Genomic DNA, 18,607 nt, shown 5'->3' with positions numbered 1-18,607 from the left:
AAGTTTAAGAACCGCCATGACAGAGAATACGCCGAACGAACAGCAAGATCTAGAAAAAGACGAAACCCTCGACGCCAAGGCCAAGAAGCGCAAGAAGAAGAACATTGTCGTTCTTGTCATCATGTTCCTTTTGCTGCTTTGCCTCTTTATTGTGCAGTGTCAGCTCGACAGGATCAAGCAGGAAGCCCTGCAGAAGCAACAGCAAACCGAGCTCGAAGCCAGACAGAACTACATTCTCGACAGTCTGCGTCGCATGGAAAAGGCCAAGATGGACAGCCTAGCCAGCGCAGAAGAAGCTCGCATTGCCGACAGCCTCCGAGCAGCAGATAGCGCACGCGTAGCAGATTCCATCCGCGTTGCCGATTCGCTCGCGAACCTGAAACCGGAAATCAACAAGGATAGCCTTCGCCATGTGCGCGACAGCGTGAAGCACGTGCGCGACAGCATCCGCGCCGTGAACGATTCGCTTCAGAAAGTGGAACAGGCGCGCAACGACAGCATAGCCAAGGCCGAAAAGGCCCGGCTCGACTCACTTGAAAAGAAGCGCGTGCAGGACAGCATCCGTTCCTCGGACAAGACACCCCCGTCCGCCGAAATCACGCCGCCTGCCGGCCGCTACTACGACCCCATCAAGCTGAAGGTAAAATGCGACGAAATCAAGTGCAAGACATTCCTTTCGATTGGCGACACTATGAATCCGGTCGAGGCAGGCAAGGCCGTTGAATACAACAAGACCGGAAGCGTTTTCTACCTCGCCGAGGATTCCGTCGGCAACCGCAGCAAGTGGGAAGAGGCCAAATACGACATGGCATCGGACAACGTGTGCGGCAAGAACGCCTACCCCGTCCCCGTCGGCGGGAAGACAGTCTGCGTGGACGCCTACGAATACCCGAACGAACCTGATGCCGTCCCGCGTGACATGGTGAACCAGGAACAGGCGGTAGAGCTCTGCAAGCAAGCCGGCAAGCACCTCTGCAGCATCGACGAATGGCAGGCGGCGTGCCGCGGCAAGGACAAGGGACGCTACTCCTATGGCGACAGCTACCGTCAGAACAAGTGCAATACAAACACCAAGGCCGTGAAGCGCAGCGGACGCAAGGAACAGTGCCGCAGCTGGTACGGCATGTACGATATGAACGGAAACCTCTGGGAATGGACTTCCACCGCAAGCAAGGATCATCCGAACATGTTCCTCGTGGCGGGCGGCGCATGGAACACGAACAACGAAAGCAAGTGCACCGACAGCAAGTTCAGCTTCTACCCGCAGAACCAATACCCGAGCGTCGGCTTTAGGTGCTGCCGATAAACAAGAAGCGTTGTATAATGGATAATTGATAATGGATGATGGATAATGTGAAATCATTAATCATCAATTATCAATCAAGTAACTCCACGTGCAGGTGTTCGGCTTCGCCTTTTTCCCAGAGAACGCGGGCTCGACCGGCAAGGCGCTTCTGCGCTATTTCGATAACGGACTTACGTTCTTCGAGAAGCAGTCCCTTCAGGCGAAAGTCGAGAGCCTTGTTCTCATAATGTTTGGAATTGCGGACGTGGTAAGGATAATCGTTTCCGCTTGTTATGACGGGCACATATTCGAAACCCATCACCTCATGAAATGCGTTCACGATTTCAAGGCCCACGGAATCCATCGCAGGCTCCAGGCTTTCGAGGTACACCCCCTGTTTTTGTCGAGTCCGCTTGAGCAAAAGTCTATGGACCCCTCCCTGCGAAAAGGGCTTATGCGACATTTTCAACTGCCGTAGATACTCTTCCGCATCAAAAACAACCTCCGTTTCCGGTTTGGGCTCGAACTTCTGAACAGGGCAATCATTTGTCCTAATAAGCAGATAGACTCCCAAAAGTAGGAGTATTGCCAAAAAAGGAGCTGCGAAGGTCACATATTTCATCGTTCTCTTTAAAAATAACTATTTTGAGAGACATGAAAAAGATTATTTCCATCGCACTTTTCTCCCTCCTCGCCCTCTCCTTTAGCGGATGCCAAAAGGATGAAGGTCAGTTCGTCGGATGCTGGCTTGGCGAAGCCAACATGATTTTCGAAGTCATCCCGAACGAAGGCAACAACTACATCATCCGCAACATCAACGGCGACCTCGACGCCTCCTATAAGGACGGAGCCATTCGCGGCAAGAATTCCTACGACATGGAATACCTGATGAGGGTCAAGGGCGATTCTGCCTTCTACGAATTCGGTGGTGTCACAACCGGATACAAGAGGATTTCCAAGGACGAATACAACAGGATTTTCGAATCCCTGAAGAAGTAGTCCTATTTTCCTTCCATTGTTTCGCGGACAACCTGTTCGAGCGCCTTCGCGTTCGGCACTCCGCTCCAGACACCCTTGATGTAGCCTTCGCCGTCGAGCAGCATGAGCGTCGGTACGGCGCGGATTCCGTAGCGGCGCCAAAAGTCCTTGGTCGCATCGCGATATAGCGGATAAGGAGAACGATGCTGACGTTCATAGAACGCGTTGAGCGTCGAAAGGGGTTCGTCGGCAATTCCAATGACCTCAAGCCCCTGGTTGCCGAGCTTGTTGTAAAGATTTTCGAGAATCGGGAGGGTCTGGCGGCATGGTCCGCACCAGGTCGCCCAAAAATCGAGAAGCGTCGCCTTGGGTTTTACCTTGCGCTTTTCGCCGTTCTGGTAGAAGTTCTTGCCGAATTCCGCCATCTTGCTCCCGATGGCAGAACCCGTGAGGCTGCTGATGTCATCGGGACGGTCGGTGAGCTTCACCTTGAGATTTTTCTTCTTGCCATCGCGAAGTATTTCGACAGCGACAACTGCTCCCGCCTTCGAAGACGAAATGACGGAGGTTATCTGCGACATGTCGGTAAGCGGCTTGCCCGCAAAACCGATGACCTTGTCGCCTGCGACAATGCCTGCGGCCACGCAGCCAGAACCAGGATGTACGCCTTTCACATCGAGCGCGAGGTGGTTTTCAAATTCGACCTTCTTGAAGATGAGGCCGAGCCACGGTCCCGCAAACGAAGGCGCAACAGCAAACAGTAGTGAAAACAACAACGTGCGCTTCAAATTATTCATCATTTCATTTCCTTAAAAAAACAGCAGCGAAAAGCGGATGTTCACTATAAGGCGACCGCTCTCGTCCACGAGGAGTCGATCGTTCATCTTGGTGACTGGTTCGCCCAGAAGGTAGCTTGCCTGGACCTCGATTCTTCCTAGCAATTCGGTCTTCTTGAAAAACAGGATGTCGCGTCCGTAACCGAATTCAACCGCTGGCGAAAAGAACCACTCATCAAAATGTTCCATGCAGAATACCGACGCAGAAAAATGCAAAAAATCGTCATGTCCCGTTTGAATCAGCGCTCCCTTGAAATACCATCGCCAGTCAAGTCCGGTCTCAACGAATTCTCCCGCAATGGAAATTCCGCCATGGAGGCCAAGCGAATGAAGGCGATGGATCCGGTATTCGGCATCGACATCGACAGTTCCGTCGAACCCGCGAAGGTAATACGCCAGCGAGAGGCCCCCGCCAACAACAAAGCCCGGCATGGACATGTCGCTGTCAGAAACCTCGTCCTCGACCGGGAGGCCCATAAAATCACGGCTCCACCCAAACGCTACGGCCAAAAGCAGGATCAGAAAAGACTTGAAGACAACGTTCATTGTCAAAAACACAAATAAACTTATTTCTTCGGATTTCGGTCGTCATATTCGCCGAGCGACTTATAGCCGTCGTTCAGCATCGCATCCATGAGTTCGTTTCGCATGGCGTGGGCAGCCATCCAGCGGAAAGCCACCACGGAATAGCACTGCACCGCATCGACACCGAGCTTGATGAGGTCGTAAATCTTGTACCCGTGGTCAATGCCGCCGCACGCAATAACGCTCATCTGCGGATAATGTTCGCGAATATACTTCACGTTCCACACCATGTTGTCGAACAGCGGACGACCAGACATGCCACCGCAGTCGCCATCGGCACGGAGAGGCTTGAGATCCTCAAGTTTTACGTTCACGGGCAGTTCGCTCAGTTTCGCGGTCGGGTACGTATTCCCGATGACAACCCCATTCACGCCCGTACGTACAAGCATTTCCATAATGGAAATCAGGTGCCGTTCCGAAAGGTCGGGGCTGAGTTTCGCATACACCGCCTTGCGCAGTCCGAGACCGTTCCTGAAATTCATTATTTCGGTAAAGATACGTTCCGAAAAACTCATGTCGAGGTCCACGCGTGACTCGCCTGTATTGGGGCAGCTCACGTTGATTTCGATATAGTCACCTGCACGGTAGGCAATCGAGAAACTTTCGAGGATATCCTTCAGCTTTTCTTCGGGGTCCGTAAGTCCCGGAGTCTCCGCGACCGAGATACCCACACAGAGGCCCGCCTTGTGCGCCTTCACGAGTTGCGCATCCACACGCTTCGCAATGACCTCCACACCTTCGTTATTGAGGCCCATACTATTGTGGATGGCACGGTCCTCTTCCAAGAAACCGATGCGCGGACGATGCGTATTCCCTTCGCGGAAATGGCGCGTCGCCGTTCCCACGGTAATGCCACCAAAGCCGACATTTGCGTAATCCTTGATACGGAGAGCCGTCTTGTTCGCGCCGGCCGCCAAAATGATGGGGCAACCGAGATAGAGCGAATTGCTGTGGTCCGAAAAAGTGATGACACGCTTAAGAGGCTTGCTCAAATCCGGGCGTCCGCCCATGAATGGGATAAACGGAGCAAAACGAGCGGCATACTTGAACGAGTCGTGCCTGAACTCCGGGGAATTGTGGAAAATCTTACGAATAAGCGCAAGAACCTTGTCGCTAAAACGCAAATAGTATTCGTGGTTGATGCAATCGTTCGCCATATTATTTAAATTACAAAAAAAAGAGGTTAAAAAGTGCTTACGAACGTAGAAAATAGAATCCAAGAGAGTTTCCCCAGCTATATCGATGCCCTCAAGCGGCTTGTGCGCATTCCGTCTATCAGTTTCGACAATTTTGACCAGAAATTCGTGCAACAGAGCGCGGAAGCCGTCAAGAAAATGTTCGTGGAGGCCGGTCTTAAGAACGTGCAGTTCCTGCTGCCGCCGAGCGGGAGGGCGACCGTATATGCCGAAAGCCTCACGAGCCCCGACAAGCCCACGATTTTACTCTACGCGCATCACGATGTGCAACCCACCATGCGCGAGGCTTTGTGGAACAGCGCCCCGTTTGAGCCCGAAATCCGCGGCGACCGCATCTACGGGCGCGGCACCGCCGACGACAAGGCGGGCATAATCACGCACCTTGCGGCATTCAAGCAGGTACGCGAAATGCTCGGCGACAAGGGACCAAACCTCAAGTTTATCATCGAGGGCGAAGAAGAATCCGGAAGCGCGGGCTTCGCAGAAATATTGCGCGAGCACGCGGAACTCCTCAAGTGCGACGCAGTGATAGTGGCCGACCTCGGGAACTTCGCGAAGGGGACCCCATCCATCACGACGACACTCCGCGGGATGAGCGCGGTGAACATCACCCTCCGCAGCACCAAGACGCCGCTCCATTCCGGCAGCTGGTCGGGCCCGATTCCCGACCCCGCTCAAGCACTCTGCCACATGATAACGTCGCTGACCGACGAACGCGGGAACATCGCCATCCCGCATTTCGAGGACGGCCTCGTTCCGCCAACCGCAGAAGAACTCGCGTCTTACCGCAGTCTTGGCTACAGCGAAAAGACGTTCCGCAGCGAGAGTGGCGTTTTGGACAAAGTAAGTCTCACCGTCCCCGAAGGGGAAATTCTCGAATCGCTCTGGCGCAGGCCATCCATCGTGGTGACCGCGATGGAGTCGGGCAACCGATCGAGCGCGGGAAACGTGCTCCAGGACTGCGCCTACGCCCGCATCGGAATCAGGCTTGCGCCCGGTATGAACGCGGACCGCTGTTCACAAATGCTCGTGGACTACTTGAAGGCGCAGGTCACGAACGGACTTGAATTTACCGCCGATATCGAGGACGGGGCCAACCCGTTCGTCACCGACACACGGCACCCCTTCTTCAAGAAGATGAGCGAGGCGATGGCGCAAGCCTACAAGAACGAGACCAAGTTCATCGGCTGCGGGGCTAGCATCCCGGGCGCAGAACTCTTCCGCAAGACCTTCGGTGACATTCCCATTTTGCTTACCGGCCTCGAGGATCCCGAATGCGCGGCCCACGGCGAGAACGAAAGCCTCTACCTCCCCGATTTCAAGTCGGGAATCGTCGCCGAAACACTATTCTTTATCTCGCTTGCATAAAGCGACCCCGTTTTTTTAGAATTTGCTATATTGGAAACCTATGAAAAAGAAACTGGTTGTATTGACGGGCGCAGGAATTAGCGCAGAATCCGGACTCCGCACCTTCCGCGGAAACGACGGGATGTGGGAACACGAGAATATCGAGGACGTATGTACGCCCGGCGCGCTCAGGCGCGACCCGAAGCGCGTGATGGACTTTTACAATTTCTTGCGCAAGGGACTCCCCGAACACAAGCCGAACGCAGCCCACATTGCACTCGCCGAACTCGAGAAGCGCCTAGGCGACCGTTTTCTGCTGGTGACCCAGAACGTTGACAACCTTCATGAACGTGCGGGCAGCAAGCGCATCTTGCACATGCACGGCGACCTGATGAAGCTCCGCTGCATGAACCACCCCGACCACGAATTCATGTTCAAGGGTGAAGAAACGCTCGAGACCAAGTGTCCGTTCTGCGGAGCAGGCACCCGCCCCGACATCGTGTTCTTTGAGGAAGTTCCGCTCTACATGGACATGATACAGAACGCACTGCGCGACTGCGACGAGTTCGTGTACATCGGCACAAGCAGCGTCGTGTACCCCGCCGCCGGTTTCAAGAACTTTGCCAAGCGCTTTGGCGCGAAGGTGACCTGCCTCAACCTCGAAATTCCCGCACACGACCCGGATACCGACGTATTTGTGCAGGGCAAGGCGACCGAAATCGTACCCAAGTGGTGCGAAGAGTTTGTATAAAATGCCGCGACTTAGCGAATCCGAAGCTTTAGACCTGTTTTTAAACGCGCCGCTCGACGAACTCTGCGCACGCGCAAACGCCGAGAAGGAACGCCTGCACGGGAAATCCGTGTACTGGGTGAATAACCGCCAAATCAACTACACCAACGTGTGCGTTCTGCACTGCAAGTTCTGCGCCTTCTCGAAAATCAAGAAGGATAGCCCCACCGCATACGACTGGGATTACGACACCATCCGGAACAAGGCCGCAGAGGCGATTGCCGGAGGCGCACGGGAACTGCACATCGTAGGCGGTCTCCACCCCGACCATCCCTTCGATTACTACATCGAAATGTTGCGCAAGCTGCGCGTAGAATTCCCGAAAGTGAACCTGAAGGCTTTTACCGCGGTAGAGATTTGCCACTTCGCGAAAATCTCGGGCCAGACGCCCCTGCAGATCATGACCACGCTCAAGGAAGCGGGCCTGGACGCCCTCCCCGGCGGAGGCGCCGAAATTCTGGTGCAGAGCGTACGCGACCAGATTTGCCCCGGCAAGGAAACCGGCGAGGAATGGCTCGACGTGCACCGCGCCGCACACAAGATTGGCATCCCGACAAATGCGACCATGCTCTTTGGCCACATCGAGAAGCCCGAAGACCGCATCGCCCACATGCGCATGCTGCGCGACTTGCAAGACGAAGCACCCGGGTTCTTCGCGTTCATCCCGCTCGTGTATCACCCGGAACACAACGCGCTGCACAAAATCGTCCCGAACATCACGAGCGAAGAAGACATCTTGCGCACTGTCGCCGTCGCAAGGCTGTTCCTCGACAACTTCCCGCATATCAAGGCCTACTGGATACAGATGGGCATCGAGACCGCGATGAAGGCGCTACACGCCGGAGCCTCCGACCTGGACGGCACGATTATCGAGGAAAAGATTACGCATGCGGCTGGCGCCACCGTACCCGTGGGCATGAGCCCCGAGCGCATGAAGTCGCTTATTGCAGGCGAAGGCCTTACCCCGGTCGAAAGGGATGCACTATACGAACGATTCTCTTAACGAGAATCATTCCCTCCATACCCCTTTAAGGGTACTTTATCGGGAATAGTGCACATAGCCCACCCACTTCTCCCAAATATTCATATATTGGGAGTATGATGCCGTATAAACGAATCTTATCGACACTCCTGCTGTTCGCAGCGTTTGCATTTTCCCAAGGCATCGGTCCCGAGCAAGTCGAATACAACAAGGTGAAAGTAAACCCTGCCGAGATGCAGAGCGAGCTGAACACGCGCGCAGACCTGTTGCAAGCCCTAAAGACGGGCAACACGACCAAGGTCGACAGCGTCCTTCTCGTGTTGTCGTATGAAAAGGTTCCGGAATCGGCGATAGACAGTCTAGAAATCCTCCAGGTAAACCTGATACGGGGGCGTTACGACCTGGCTGTCCCGCAATTCGCGAATATGCTCATGAAAGAGCGTAAAAAAGTCCGTTACTCCTTCGCCAACGATTCCCTATACCATTATCTAAGAAACGAGAGTCGCTTTGCAGCCGAATATACGGACCGTCCTGCGGAGCGTGACCTAGAAGAACGTCATTTGAAATTGAAGGAGTACATGACCGAGGCGGCACAGGCAAACATAAAGCAGAAATACAAGGATCTTGCAGAAATTCTTGTAGATTTGCACCCTTATTTTATTTTGTACGATAAGGGATACTGGATTTATCTTAAGACCTTATCAGAGAACATCAGCCCTGACAGCATGGCAAACATTATCCGTATTCGATCAGAAGAACATGTTGATTTCCATAACGACATTGATACGCTTGCCGCCACAATGATGCTTATAAGAATAGAAGCCTTTTGCGAGAACTATCCGGAATCGGAGTTTTCGGAGTGGCTGAAGAGAGTTTCCAGGAATATTGAGGATTCTCTAAAGAGATATAAAGAATTCAGAGCCTATTATAAGGATAAATTTTATACAGGCGGCCTGGGGCTTGAGCTATTTATAGGGAACTCTTCGACTTTTGTAGTGGGCGTTCCCATACAGATTTCCAGGTTCATTCTCACTCCATCTTATATAAATGGAGAATCCTCCATAACAATAAAAGAGGACCAAGCAAAAGTACGCAATGATTTTGACGAGTTTTTCGTTACGGCAGGAATTGACGTATACGAAAACAAGTGGCTAAAAATTCAGCCTTTTGCCGGTGGATGGGATTTCTTTACAGCCGGTTTACAAGCAGATTTCCGTTTTTGGATGTCAAAAACGCCCGGCGAATTTCATGGCGCAGAATACATGACCCTTAAATTCCGGTACATGGGAATCTATCATGACACCAAGACCGCAACAAGTGACGAAACTGAAGAGGATGAATTGGCCGAAGAAAAGCAATGGGACCACCGGTTCTTCGTGGGCATAGGCGTCCATTTCTGGTAAAAACATAACTCCTTCGGCCGAACTTTTTATACATTATGGACATGAAGACGTTATCTAGAATTTTATCCGCACTCCTGCTGTTTGTGGCATTCTCCTTCGCCAACATAACGCAGGATTCCTCCGTCAGTCGTTTCGACAAGCTCAACGACCTTGCCGCCACAGGCGACTCCGCCGTTGCGACTGTCGACGCCAACAAAACCTCTGCAACCGACGTTTCCAGCGCCGTGGATTCTATCGGTCGCTCTACTCCCTCCAGAATGACAGCCAATAAGAAGCGCGCCGTCTGGATTAAGCTGGAAGGCGACGTGGAACCTTCCATGTACGATTTCTGCGCCCGCGCCATCGCCGACGCCCTCAAGGAAAATCCGGACTACATCGTCTTTGAAATCAACACCTTCGGCGGCAGGCTCGATGCCGCCTTCGACCTGGTCGACACCATCATGGCGGTCAAGGGCCCCGAGACCATCGCCCTCGTGAAGAAGAAGGCCATCAGCGCGGGCAGCCTCATCGCTCTCGCCTGCAAAAAACTCTACATGCTCGAAGCCACGACCATCGGTGACTGCGCGCCCATTGTGCAGGGCGGCGACGGCACCCCGCAAATCGTCGGCGAAAAAATACAGTCCCCGCTCCGTGCCAAGTTCAGGAACCTCGCCCAGCGCAACGGCTACCCCGAACTGCTGAGTTCCGCATTTGTAACTCCGGAACTCGAAGTGCTCGAACTCACCGCCAAGCTCGACAAGGGCAAGAAGACGGAACGCGACACAACGCTCATCATCGAAGGCCAGAAATACGCTGTCCTCGACAGCGCCGACAAGAAGTTCTGGGGCGCCCCGAAGATTCTCGTGAAGAAGGGCGAACTCCTGACCATGACCGACAAGGAAGCCATGGAACTCGGGTTCTCCAAGGGCACGTTCAAGGACCGTAACGAATTCGAGACGACGCTTGCCATCGAGAAGGCCAGTGAAGTCGAGACGACGCTCGGCGAAGACATCGCCGCCGCTATCGCGGCTATCTCCGGCATATTGCTCATCATCGGATTCGGTGCGCTCTATATCGAGTTCAAGACTCCGGGCTTCGGGCTCTTCGGTATCATCGGCATCATCCTCATCGGCATCGTGTTCCTCGGGCAGTTCGCCCCGCAGCTCGACGGCTACATTCCAGCCATCCTGCTCGTCGCGGGTGTAATCCTCTTCCTTGTAGAAATATTCGTGATGCCCGGAACATTCCTGTTCGGCATCGGCGGCATCATCTGCATGATTATCGCGCTTGCGATGTCGTTCTCGCCCGGAGAACTCCCGGAATACGTCCCCGACGCCGTCGAGACGACGTTCGATGCGACCCCATGGCTACTGGGACTGCTCTACATGCTATGCTGTGCGGGCGTCGCGCTCGTGTTCCCGATTGCCGCGAGCAAGTACCTGATTCCGCTCCTGCCCGAAGGCTGGACCCCCATGCTCAAGACCGACCTGGAAACCGCCGCCTCCCCCACGGAATCCGTGCAGGAAGTGCATGTAGGCGACACCGGTACAGCAAAGACGTTCCTGCGCCCCGTAGGCCAGGCCAGCTTTACTATGCCCGACGGCAGCACCAAGCTGTTTGACGTGCAGACCCACGGCGAAATCATCGAGGCAAACACCCGCGTGAAGGTCGAATCCGTGCAGGAAGGCCATATCTGGGTCGTTCTGGACGAGAACGCCTAAAAATTTTAGTAGAATTTGAAAAAATAACACCGGAGACAAACAATGGATACACTCCTTATCGTTGGAATCATCATTGCGGCCATCGCCGTCATCATCCTTCTCGCCTTTATCGGCAAGTTCTTCAGCCTCTGGCTCCAGGCCTTGTTCTCCAGGGCAAACGTGAGCATTTTCCAGCTCATCGGTATGCGCCTGCGTAAGGTGCCGCCCCAAGTCATCGTGGAAGCACGAATCCTCAGCTGCAAGGCGGGCCTTCCCGTAGACACGAACCTTCTCGAAGCCCACTACCTCAGCCGCGGTAACGTGCTCCGCGTGATTCAGGCCCTGATTGCAGCAAACAAGGCGAACATCAAGCTCAACTTTACGGAAGCCGCAGCTATCGACCTCGCCGGCCGTAACGTGCTCGAAGCCGTGCAGATGTCCGTGAACCCGAAGGTCATCACGACCCCGAAGGTTTCGGCAGTGGCCCTCGACGGTATCCAGCTGCATGCCATTACGCGTATTACCGTGCGTGCCAGCATCCAGAAACTCGTCGGTGGCGCAGGCGAAGATACCGTAATCGCCCGTGTGGGTGAAGGCATCGTCTCGTCCATCGGTTCCGCACAAACTCACAAAGACGTGCTCGAGAACCCGAACATGATTTCCAAGAAGGTGCTCGCATCGGGCCTCGACGCCGGTACCGCATTCGAAATTCTCTCCATCGACATCGCAGACGTGGACGTGGGCCAGAACATCGGCGCCATCCTCGAAACCGACCGTGCCGAAGCCGACAAGAAGATTGCGCAGGCCAAGGCCGAAGAACGCCGCGCCATGGCTTACGCCGCCGAACAGGAAATGAAGGCGAAGGTCATGGAAATGAAGGCGAAGCTCGTGGAAGCCGAAGCCCAGATCCCGATGGCCATGGCATCTGCTCTCCGCGACGGCAAGCTCGGCGTGATGGACTACTACAACCTCAAGAATATCGAAGCCGACACCCAGATGAGGAAGGAAATCGGCAACGCTCCCGAGGCCAAGTAAACGTTTGTAGGGCAATATGGAAACCCTAATATTCCTAGCCATCGCAGTCGTCATCGCGATCTTCGAGAACAAGGTCAAGAAATCAAGGGAACAGAAACATCTGCCTCCCTCCGTGCCCGGCGATTACGATAACGAACATGCGGAAGATTCCCAGGACGAGGCGCAGCAAGCAGCCCCGCCCCGCTCGTTGCAGGACTTGATCCGCCAGTTCGAAAATGCGCAGCGCGAGGCAGAGCAAGGAAATATCGAACCGCCGACTCCCCCTGTGGAGGAACCGCATCGTGATCCGAGCGAACCGCTTACGCTCCGGAATATCGCCGAAGAGGTCATCGGAGAAGACGTCATCGACCTTGAATTCCTGATGGACTCCTTCGATGTCGACGAGAATACCGCAGCCGAAATGCTCATGGACTTGCAGGCCCACCGGATCGTGGGCCGAGACATGGGCGAAGGCGAATGCGACGTGCTGGTGCACGACCTCGACGAACTCGAAAACCTGCTGAACCGTACTGACAGCCAGACCTCCAGTAGCAAAAAGAACGAGGCCACGGAACAGGTGCGGCAAGATGCGGATGAAGATGTTCATAAAGCCGAGCTCGAACGCCAACGCGAACTCAACGAACTCGAAGCCCGCGCCAAGGCCGCCCGCGAAAATGCGGCCGCCATCGCGGCTGTATCAGCCGATGACGACGAAACTCCGGTTCGCCGCCATGCAGCCCTCGTCTCGACGAAAAATATCGCCGACGTGCGTAAGGGATTCATCTGGGCGAAAGTCCTGGACGAGCCCCGCTTCAAGCGACGCTGGAGTACACAATACCGCTAAGGGCGCTCTAAACATATTATATTTTCGCCATCATGAAACTTCTACAGACTCCCCCCGACTTAAACAAGATCGCACGCCCGAACTGGATTGAAATCAACCTGGACGCCCTCTGCAATAACATTCAATTTATCCGCAGCCAGATACCCACGAACACGAAGATTCTCCTGCCAGTGAAGGCCGATTCCTACGGACACGGGAGTCTCGCCTGCTCGTTTGCCGCCAAGTTCGGTGGAGCCGACTACCTCGGAGTCGCCCACATTAGCGAAGGGATGCTGCTTCGCCAATACGGCATGGACTTGCCCATCCTGGTTCTCGGCCCCTGCACGCCCGCAGACTTCGCCTACTTCGTCGAATTCCAGCTCACTGCCGCCATTACGGACATCCGCACGGCCATGGCGTTCGACCAGTTCCTCAAGGAAACGGGCACGACCTGCAAGGCGCATTTGGCGATTGATACCGGCATGAACCGCTACGGTTTCGATGCCGAGGACTTCAACAACATCCGCGCGGCGCTCAGCCTCAAGAGTCTCAAGTTCGAAGGCATGTTCACGCACCTCGCCACAGCCGACATGCCGGGGAACCCGAAAACCGATATCCAGATCCAGCGCTTCACGCGGCTCGTGGACGTGCTTGAAGCGGAAGGCCTCCGTCCAGAAATCTGTCACTGTTCAAGTTCTGCGGGTACGCTCACACGCCCCGAAAGCCACTTCGACATGGTGCGTCCGGGCCTTGCGCTCTACGGCTATAACTGCATGGGGGCGGCCCCCTCGCCGTGGCCCATCAAGCCCGTCATGAAAATCAAGTCCACCATCCGCCACATCCACGACGTAAAGCCCGGCGAGACGGTGAGCTACGGTGGCTACTGGATGGCGCAACAGCCCACGCGCATCGCAACCATCGCCATCGGCTACGGTGACGGCTACCTGCGTGGCGAATACAACAAGGGATTCGTCTTTATCCGCGGACAGCTTTGCCCGATTCTCGGCCGCGTATGCATGGACGCGACGATGGTCGACGTGAGCCACATTCCCGATGTCCAGGTCGGAGAAACGGTCGACGTCGTGAACGGTGAACTCGATTTCCGCATCTCGATGGAAAGTGTCGCGGACGACCACCACACAATTCCGTACGAACTAACAAGCCGCGTGGCACGCCGCCTGTACCGCAAGTACTACTGGAAAAACCGTCTGGTGCGCTGGGACTACCTGCGTCAGGAATTCGGAGTCAAGGACTACAAGGAATTCCCGCTGCGGTAACGCTATCACATCAAGCTTTTGAAAATCTTGACAGGAACTGCGCCAAGCGTTCGTTACCCGATTCGCGGAACACGTGGTCGGGAGTTCCCTGTTCCACGATGACGCCGCCGTCCATAAAGATGACCTTGTCGGCCACGTCGCGGGCAAAAGCCATTTCGTGGGTCACGATGACCATAGTCATCTTGTCTTCAGCAAGCTTCTTGATAATCTTGAGCACTTCGCCGGTGAGTTCCGGGTCCAAGGCACTGGTCGGCTCGTCAAAGAAAAGAATCTTCGGGTTCATCGCGAGGGCGCGGGCAATGGACACGCGCTGCTGCTGACCACCGCTGAGTTCGCAGGGATAAGAGTTTTCCTTGCCCTCGAGGCCCATACGCTTGAGCAGGAACCGCCCCATAGCGCGGGCATCCTTGCGTTCGTCCCCCAGCACACGCACCGGAGCGAGGCAGATATTCTGAAGCACCGTCAAGTGCGGGAACAAGTTGAAGTTCTGGAACACGAGCCCCGTAGAAAGTCGAATATCGCGGAGCGTTTTCGCCGGCGCGTACTTGACCGCCGGGCCAGAGCCTAAAGGTCCCTGAGCCCGCCGAAGGGTCGGCACCACCATGTCCTTGCCGTCGACCTGCACCAGGCCGCCGTCAACCGTTTCGAGTTGGGTAAGGCAGCGTAACAGCGTGCTCTTGCCGGAGCCGCTGGGCCCGATAATCGAGAGCACCTCGCCCGCCTTCAGGTCAAAAGAGATATCCTTGAGCACATGCAAGTCGCCAAAGGACTTCTTGACGTGTTCTACCTTGAGGATCGGCGCAGATTCATTCACGTTTTCCATTCCACGCCTCACTTATAGTAATTGAGCTTGCGTTCCACGTAGGCAAAAAGCACACTCAGCAAAAGGTTCGCCACATAGTAGAATACGCCCGCCACGAACAGCGGGTAAATGCTCGCGTAGGCAGCCTGCTGTTTCTTGGCCAGCGCAAAAAGTTCCGTCACCGCAATCACCTGCGCAAGGGAGGTGTCCTTCACCAGGGTGATGACTTCGTTAGCGCTCGCGGGTACCACGCGCTTGACCACCTGCGGGAGGATGATGCGGAAGAACGTCTGCGTGCGGGTCATGCCCAGCATGTAAGCCGCCTCGTACTGCCCCTTGGGTATGGACTGGATTCCCCCGCGAAAAATTTCGGCAAAGTACGCCGCATAGTTTATCGAAAACGCCACAATCACCGCCGGGAAGCGGTCAAACGAAAAATCCACGCCAGCATATTCGCTCAGGTAGTAGGAGCCGAAATATATCGCCACAATCTGGAGCAGCAAAGGGGTACCGCGCATCACCGAGATGTAGAACGACACCGGGTAACGCACCACGCGCCACTTGCTCATCTTGAGAACCGCAATGAGCAGGCCCAGCGGAATAGAGAACAGGAGCGTAAGCCCGAAAATGGCGAGCGTCGTGCAGAAGCCGCCCCAGAGGATAGGAAGCAAATTGCTCAGGTCAGACATGGAACCGCGCGCCGGCCGTTACTTGCCGAACCACTTGGCAGAGATTTCGTCGAACTTGCCGTCAGCCTTCATGGCGGCCAGGGTAGAATTCACCGCATCACGCAGGGCCTGGTCCTTCTTGCGGAAACCCACAGCATAGACTTCGTCGGATAGGCCTTCCTCGAGCACCGTGTAGTCCTTCGCGTTCGTCACAATCCAGTACTTGGCCACGATTTCGTCTAGGAACACGGCATCGACACCGCCCTTGTCCAAATCCATGAGCGCCGTCTGGTTGTCATCAAACGGGACGATTTCCTTGGCGGCCTTGCCCGCTTCGGAAGCATCCAAAAGCTTCTGGGCGGTAGAGCCGTTCTGCACGGCAATCTTCTTGCCGGCGAGGGCCGCAAGATTTGCAAGAGCCTTGTCCTTCACCGTGAAAATCATGCGGTTCTTGAGGTACGGGTCGCTCAGGTTCATCGCTTTCGCGCGGGCGCTGTCCACGCTCATGCCGTTCCAGATGCAGTCAATCTTGCCGGTGTTCAGTTCCTGTTCCTTCGCATCCCAGGAAATCGGCTGCGTCTTGAGCTTCACGCCCAGGCGCGCACAAACTTCCGTGGCGAGGTCGATATCGAAACCCACGATGTTGTTGTCCTTGTCGCGGAAACCCATCGGCGGAAAAGAATCGTCGAGACCGAGCACGAACTCGCCCGCCGCCTTCACCTTGTTCAGGGATTCATCGGCCTGAGTCTTGGATTCCGCCTTCTGGTCGTTGCAGGCAGAAAGAACCGCGGCACACGCAAACGCCGCAAACATCGCAAAAATCTTTTTCATCTTGAAGTCCTCTTTTTGATTTACAAGAGAAATATAGAAAAAGGGCCGCATTTCAATGAATACGGATAATTGAGCAGACCTCATATTTAACGCCTGAATGATTCGCTTTTTATTTTTTTCACCAAAACAGGAGCTTCAAGGCGAATTGGGTTGGCATATCAATTTTGAATAATGTATATTATGGGGGAGGTTTATATGGAAGTTCTGAACCCGACACAGCTACATCTTCTAAAGAAGTTCTCTTTCGCCAAGGATTCTGAGTCTTTGGAAGAAATTCGTGTTGCCCTGATGGATGTCTTCGCCAAGAGGGTTGAAAAAGATATGGACGATCTTTGGGATTCGGGCAAATGGGACAATAAAAAGAACGAAGCTGCCCTACGCGAACACTTGCGAACTCCCTATAAAGCTGTATGAGAATTGTTCTCAACAGCAATAAGCAGAATCGTTATACTACGCAAAAAGGGCCGCATCGCTGCGGTCCTTTTTAATGCTTTGGATCCTATCGGGGCTACGCCCCTCCAGGATGACATGCTCAAAGGCCTGAAAGGCCGACCTCATACCTCAAAGCGAATGCCGCAAGGCATGAGCGACCCCACACCTCTTAGTCCTTTCCGTACACCTTTTCGGCATACGTGACTGTTGCGCCGAGGTATTCGCGGTTCATCTTGGCGATGTAATCCACGGTGATACCCTTCGGGCACGCAGCCTGGCATTCGTAAAGGTTCGTGCAGTTGCCGAAGCCTTCCTTGTCCATCTGGGCGACCATGGCAAGCACACGCTTCTTCGCCTCGACCTTGCCCTGCGGCAAGAAGCTGAGGTGAGAAACCTTGGCGGACACGAACAACATAGCGGATGCGTTCTTGCAGGCAGCCACGCAGGCACCGCAACCGATACAGGCGGCAGCGTCGAAGGCGCGGTCGGCATCGGCCTTGGGAACCGGAATCGTGGAAGCTTCAGGAGCGGCACCGGTGTTGACGGAAACGAAACCGCCAGCCTGGATGATGCGGTCGAATGCGGTACGGTCCACGGCGCAGTCACGGATAACCGGGAATGCGGCGGCGCGCCACGGTTCGATCACGATGGTATCGCCATCCTTGAACTTGCGCATGTGAAGCTGGCAAGTGGTGGTCGCATGGTCAGGACCGTGCGGCATACCGTTGATGACGAGAGAGCACATGCCACAGATACCTTCGCGGCAGTCGTGGTCGAAGGCGAAGCCTTCCTTGCCCTGCTTCATCTGTTCTTCGTTCACGATGTCGAGCATTTCCAGGAAGGACATGTCCGGAGAAACATCGTTGATCTTGACAGTTTCGAACTGTCCCTTGGTCTTGGCATCCTTCTGACGCCAAATCTTCAAAGTCAAATTCAGTCCGCTCATTATTTGTAGCTCCTAGTAGCGAGGTGGACGTTATCAAAGGTAAGAGGTTCCTTGGAAAGTTCCGGTGCGACACCGTCGCCCTTGTACTCCCAGGCACCCACGTAGCAGAAGTTCTCGTCGTCGCGCTTGGCTTCGCCTTCCGGAGTCTGGCTTTCTTCGCGGAAGTGGCCGCCGCAAGATTCCTTGCGGTGCAGGGCGTCGAGAGTGAGGACTTCGGCGAACTCGAGGAAGTCAGCCACGCGGCCGGCACGTTCCAGGTTCTGGTTGAAGGAACCTTCGGAGCCGAGCACGTTGACGTTTTCCCAGAATTCGGCACGGAGGGCCGGAATCTTCTCGAGGGCGGTCTTGAGGCCGGCTTCGTTACGAGCCATGCCCACGTATTCCCACATGATGTTACCGAGTTCACGATGGATATCGTTGACCGTGCGGTGACCCTTGATGGAGAGGAGCTTGTGGATGCGTTCTTCGGTCTGCTTCTTGCAGTCTTCGAACGCGGCATCGGATTCGGAAACCTTCTCGAGCTTGGTGCCCGCGAAGTAACCGCCGATGGTGAACGGAATGACGAAGTAACCGTCGGAGAGGCCCTGCATAAGAGCAGATGCACCGAGGCGGTTTGCACCGTGGTCGGAGAAGTTGGCTTCACCGAGAACGAAGCAGCCCGGAATCGTGGACATCAAATCGTAGTCCACCCAGAGGCCGCCCATGGTATAGTGGATGGCCGGGAAGATACGCA

20 protein-coding genes are annotated in these 18,607 nt (G+C 54.9%); 11 read left to right on the top strand and 9 right to left on the bottom strand.

All coding sequences use genetic code 11. The annotated features are described in order from the left end of the window. Nucleotides 1–16: 16 nt before the first annotated feature. Nucleotides 17–1,306 carry a formylglycine-generating enzyme family protein gene (locus B2310_RS10920; RefSeq protein ID WP_290731455.1) on the top strand — a complete coding sequence of 430 codons (1,290 nt, stop codon included), beginning with the start codon at nt 17–19 and terminating at the stop codon, nt 1,304–1,306. A 70-nt stretch (nt 1,307–1,376) separates the two neighbouring features. Here the strand turns inward: B2310_RS10920 and B2310_RS10915 are convergent, their stop codons facing one another. Continuing rightward, nucleotides 1,377–1,706, bottom strand: coding sequence for a hypothetical protein (locus B2310_RS10915; protein ID WP_290731451.1), 330 nt, complete (start codon nt 1,704–1,706; stop codon nt 1,377–1,379). 233 nt (nt 1,707–1,939) lie between these two features. Here B2310_RS10915 and B2310_RS10910 point away from each other — a divergent pair, with 233 nt between their 5' ends. After that, nucleotides 1,940–2,284, top strand: a complete 345-nt coding sequence (locus B2310_RS10910) for a hypothetical protein (protein ID WP_173382612.1) — start codon at nt 1,940–1,942, stop codon at nt 2,282–2,284. A 2-nt stretch (nt 2,285–2,286) separates the two neighbouring features. Here B2310_RS10910 and B2310_RS10905 read toward each other — a convergent pair whose 3' ends face one another. The 3 genes from B2310_RS10905 to B2310_RS10895 are packed head-to-tail and all read right to left on the bottom strand — an operon-like array spanning nt 2,287 to nt 4,841. Continuing rightward, complete coding sequence (locus B2310_RS10905; protein ID WP_290723875.1) at nt 2,287–3,063, bottom strand: redoxin domain-containing protein; 777 nt, start codon at nt 3,061–3,063, stop codon at nt 2,287–2,289. A gap of 9 nt (nt 3,064–3,072) precedes the next feature. Next, on the bottom strand, nt 3,073–3,645 hold the full coding sequence (locus B2310_RS10900) for a hypothetical protein (protein WP_173382613.1): 573 nt from the start codon (nt 3,643–3,645) through the stop codon (nt 3,073–3,075). Nucleotides 3,646–3,665: 20 nt separating this feature from the next. After that, entirely contained in the window at nt 3,666–4,841 is a 1,176-nt protein-coding gene (locus tag B2310_RS10895; protein WP_290723880.1) for a dihydroorotate oxidase, read from the bottom strand. A gap of 33 nt (nt 4,842–4,874) precedes the next feature. On the opposite strand from B2310_RS10895, the gene B2310_RS10890 reads away from it, so the two are divergent. The 8 genes from B2310_RS10890 to alr all read left to right on the top strand — a co-directional run bounded on the left by B2310_RS10890 (nt 4,875) and on the right by alr (nt 14,195). Further along, a complete protein-coding gene (locus tag B2310_RS10890) occupies nt 4,875–6,248 on the top strand; it encodes a M20/M25/M40 family metallo-hydrolase (protein ID WP_290731447.1) in 1,374 nt (457 codons plus the stop codon). Between the two features lie 40 nt (nt 6,249–6,288). Then, nucleotides 6,289–6,978, top strand: coding sequence for an SIR2 family NAD-dependent protein deacylase (locus B2310_RS10885; RefSeq protein WP_173382616.1), 690 nt, complete (start codon nt 6,289–6,291; stop codon nt 6,976–6,978). A 1-nt stretch (nt 6,979) separates the two neighbouring features. Beyond that, nucleotides 6,980–8,020, top strand: coding sequence for an aminofutalosine synthase MqnE (mqnE, locus tag B2310_RS10880; protein ID WP_173382617.1), 1,041 nt, complete (start codon nt 6,980–6,982; stop codon nt 8,018–8,020). A gap of 95 nt (nt 8,021–8,115) precedes the next feature. Further along, nucleotides 8,116–9,402 carry a hypothetical protein gene (locus tag B2310_RS10875; protein WP_290731442.1) on the top strand — a complete coding sequence of 429 codons (1,287 nt, stop codon included), beginning with the start codon at nt 8,116–8,118 and terminating at the stop codon, nt 9,400–9,402. 41 nt (nt 9,403–9,443) lie between these two features. Beyond that, a complete protein-coding gene (locus B2310_RS10870; RefSeq protein WP_290731439.1) occupies nt 9,444–11,102 on the top strand; it encodes an NfeD family protein in 1,659 nt (552 codons plus the stop codon). Between the two features lie 42 nt (nt 11,103–11,144). Beyond that, nucleotides 11,145–12,116 (top strand): flotillin-like protein FloA, encoded by a 972-nt coding sequence (floA, locus tag B2310_RS10865; protein ID WP_173382619.1) that lies wholly within the window; start codon nt 11,145–11,147, stop codon nt 12,114–12,116. A 16-nt stretch (nt 12,117–12,132) separates the two neighbouring features. Beyond that, nucleotides 12,133–12,939, top strand: a complete 807-nt coding sequence (locus tag B2310_RS10860; RefSeq protein WP_290731437.1) for a hypothetical protein — start codon at nt 12,133–12,135, stop codon at nt 12,937–12,939. Nucleotides 12,940–12,971: 32 nt separating this feature from the next. Continuing rightward, complete coding sequence (gene alr, locus B2310_RS10855; RefSeq protein WP_290723897.1) at nt 12,972–14,195, top strand: alanine racemase; 1,224 nt, start codon at nt 12,972–12,974, stop codon at nt 14,193–14,195. 10 nt (nt 14,196–14,205) lie between these two features. On the opposite strand, the gene B2310_RS10850 is transcribed toward alr, so the two are convergent. The 3 genes from B2310_RS10850 to B2310_RS10840 are packed head-to-tail and all read right to left on the bottom strand — an operon-like array spanning nt 14,206 to nt 16,496. Continuing rightward, entirely contained in the window at nt 14,206–15,018 is an 813-nt protein-coding gene (locus tag B2310_RS10850; protein WP_290731434.1) for an amino acid ABC transporter ATP-binding protein, read from the bottom strand. 8 nt (nt 15,019–15,026) lie between these two features. Further along, nucleotides 15,027–15,686, bottom strand: a complete 660-nt coding sequence (locus B2310_RS10845) for an amino acid ABC transporter permease (protein WP_073114339.1) — start codon at nt 15,684–15,686, stop codon at nt 15,027–15,029. Nucleotides 15,687–15,704: 18 nt separating this feature from the next. Further along, a complete protein-coding gene (locus B2310_RS10840) occupies nt 15,705–16,496 on the bottom strand; it encodes an amino acid ABC transporter substrate-binding protein (RefSeq protein WP_290731429.1) in 792 nt (263 codons plus the stop codon). A 195-nt stretch (nt 16,497–16,691) separates the two neighbouring features. Here B2310_RS10840 and B2310_RS10835 point away from each other — a divergent pair, with 195 nt between their 5' ends. After that, entirely contained in the window at nt 16,692–16,910 is a 219-nt protein-coding gene (locus tag B2310_RS10835) for a hypothetical protein (protein ID WP_290731426.1), read from the top strand. 187 nt (nt 16,911–17,097) lie between these two features. Here the strand turns inward: B2310_RS10835 and B2310_RS10830 are convergent, their stop codons facing one another. Beyond that, nucleotides 17,098–17,874, bottom strand: a complete 777-nt coding sequence (locus B2310_RS10830; RefSeq protein WP_014547104.1) for a succinate dehydrogenase/fumarate reductase iron-sulfur subunit — start codon at nt 17,872–17,874, stop codon at nt 17,098–17,100. Next, nucleotides 17,874–18,607 (bottom strand): FAD-binding protein (locus B2310_RS10825; RefSeq protein WP_290731409.1); only part of this gene is annotated, 734 nt, incomplete at its 5' end. The genes B2310_RS10830 and B2310_RS10825, both read right to left, overlap by 1 nt.

The organism is Fibrobacter sp. UBA3629, from assembly GCF_002374005.1.
Taxonomy (GTDB): Bacteria; Fibrobacterota; Fibrobacteria; order Fibrobacterales; family Fibrobacteraceae; genus Fibrobacter.
This window is presented reverse-complemented; position numbering and strand designations above follow the sequence as displayed.

Coding starts and splice junctions, on each gene's coding strand:
- B2310_RS10920 (WP_290731455.1), top strand. CDS start 17: ATGACAGAGAATACGCCGAACGAACAGCAAGATCTAGAAAAAGACGAA.
- B2310_RS10910 (WP_173382612.1), top strand. CDS start 1,940: ATGAAAAAGATTATTTCCATCGCACTTTTCTCCCTCCTCGCCCTCTCC.
- B2310_RS10905 (WP_290723875.1), bottom strand. CDS start 3,063: ATGATGAATAATTTGAAGCGCACGTTGTTGTTTTCACTACTGTTTGCT.
- B2310_RS10900 (WP_173382613.1), bottom strand. CDS start 3,645: ATGAACGTTGTCTTCAAGTCTTTTCTGATCCTGCTTTTGGCCGTAGCG.
- B2310_RS10895 (WP_290723880.1), bottom strand. CDS start 4,841: ATGGCGAACGATTGCATCAACCACGAATACTATTTGCGTTTTAGCGAC.
- B2310_RS10885 (WP_173382616.1), top strand. CDS start 6,289: ATGAAAAAGAAACTGGTTGTATTGACGGGCGCAGGAATTAGCGCAGAA.
- mqnE (WP_173382617.1), top strand. CDS start 6,980: ATGCCGCGACTTAGCGAATCCGAAGCTTTAGACCTGTTTTTAAACGCG.
- B2310_RS10875 (WP_290731442.1), top strand. CDS start 8,116: ATGATGCCGTATAAACGAATCTTATCGACACTCCTGCTGTTCGCAGCG.
- B2310_RS10870 (WP_290731439.1), top strand. CDS start 9,444: ATGAAGACGTTATCTAGAATTTTATCCGCACTCCTGCTGTTTGTGGCA.
- floA (WP_173382619.1), top strand. CDS start 11,145: ATGGATACACTCCTTATCGTTGGAATCATCATTGCGGCCATCGCCGTC.
- B2310_RS10860 (WP_290731437.1), top strand. CDS start 12,133: ATGGAAACCCTAATATTCCTAGCCATCGCAGTCGTCATCGCGATCTTC.
- alr (WP_290723897.1), top strand. CDS start 12,972: ATGAAACTTCTACAGACTCCCCCCGACTTAAACAAGATCGCACGCCCG.
- B2310_RS10850 (WP_290731434.1), bottom strand. CDS start 15,018: ATGGAAAACGTGAATGAATCTGCGCCGATCCTCAAGGTAGAACACGTC.
- B2310_RS10845 (WP_073114339.1), bottom strand. CDS start 15,686: ATGTCTGACCTGAGCAATTTGCTTCCTATCCTCTGGGGCGGCTTCTGC.
- B2310_RS10840 (WP_290731429.1), bottom strand. CDS start 16,496: ATGAAAAAGATTTTTGCGATGTTTGCGGCGTTTGCGTGTGCCGCGGTT.
- B2310_RS10835 (WP_290731426.1), top strand. CDS start 16,692: ATGGAAGTTCTGAACCCGACACAGCTACATCTTCTAAAGAAGTTCTCT.
- B2310_RS10830 (WP_014547104.1), bottom strand. CDS start 17,874: ATGAGCGGACTGAATTTGACTTTGAAGATTTGGCGTCAGAAGGATGCC.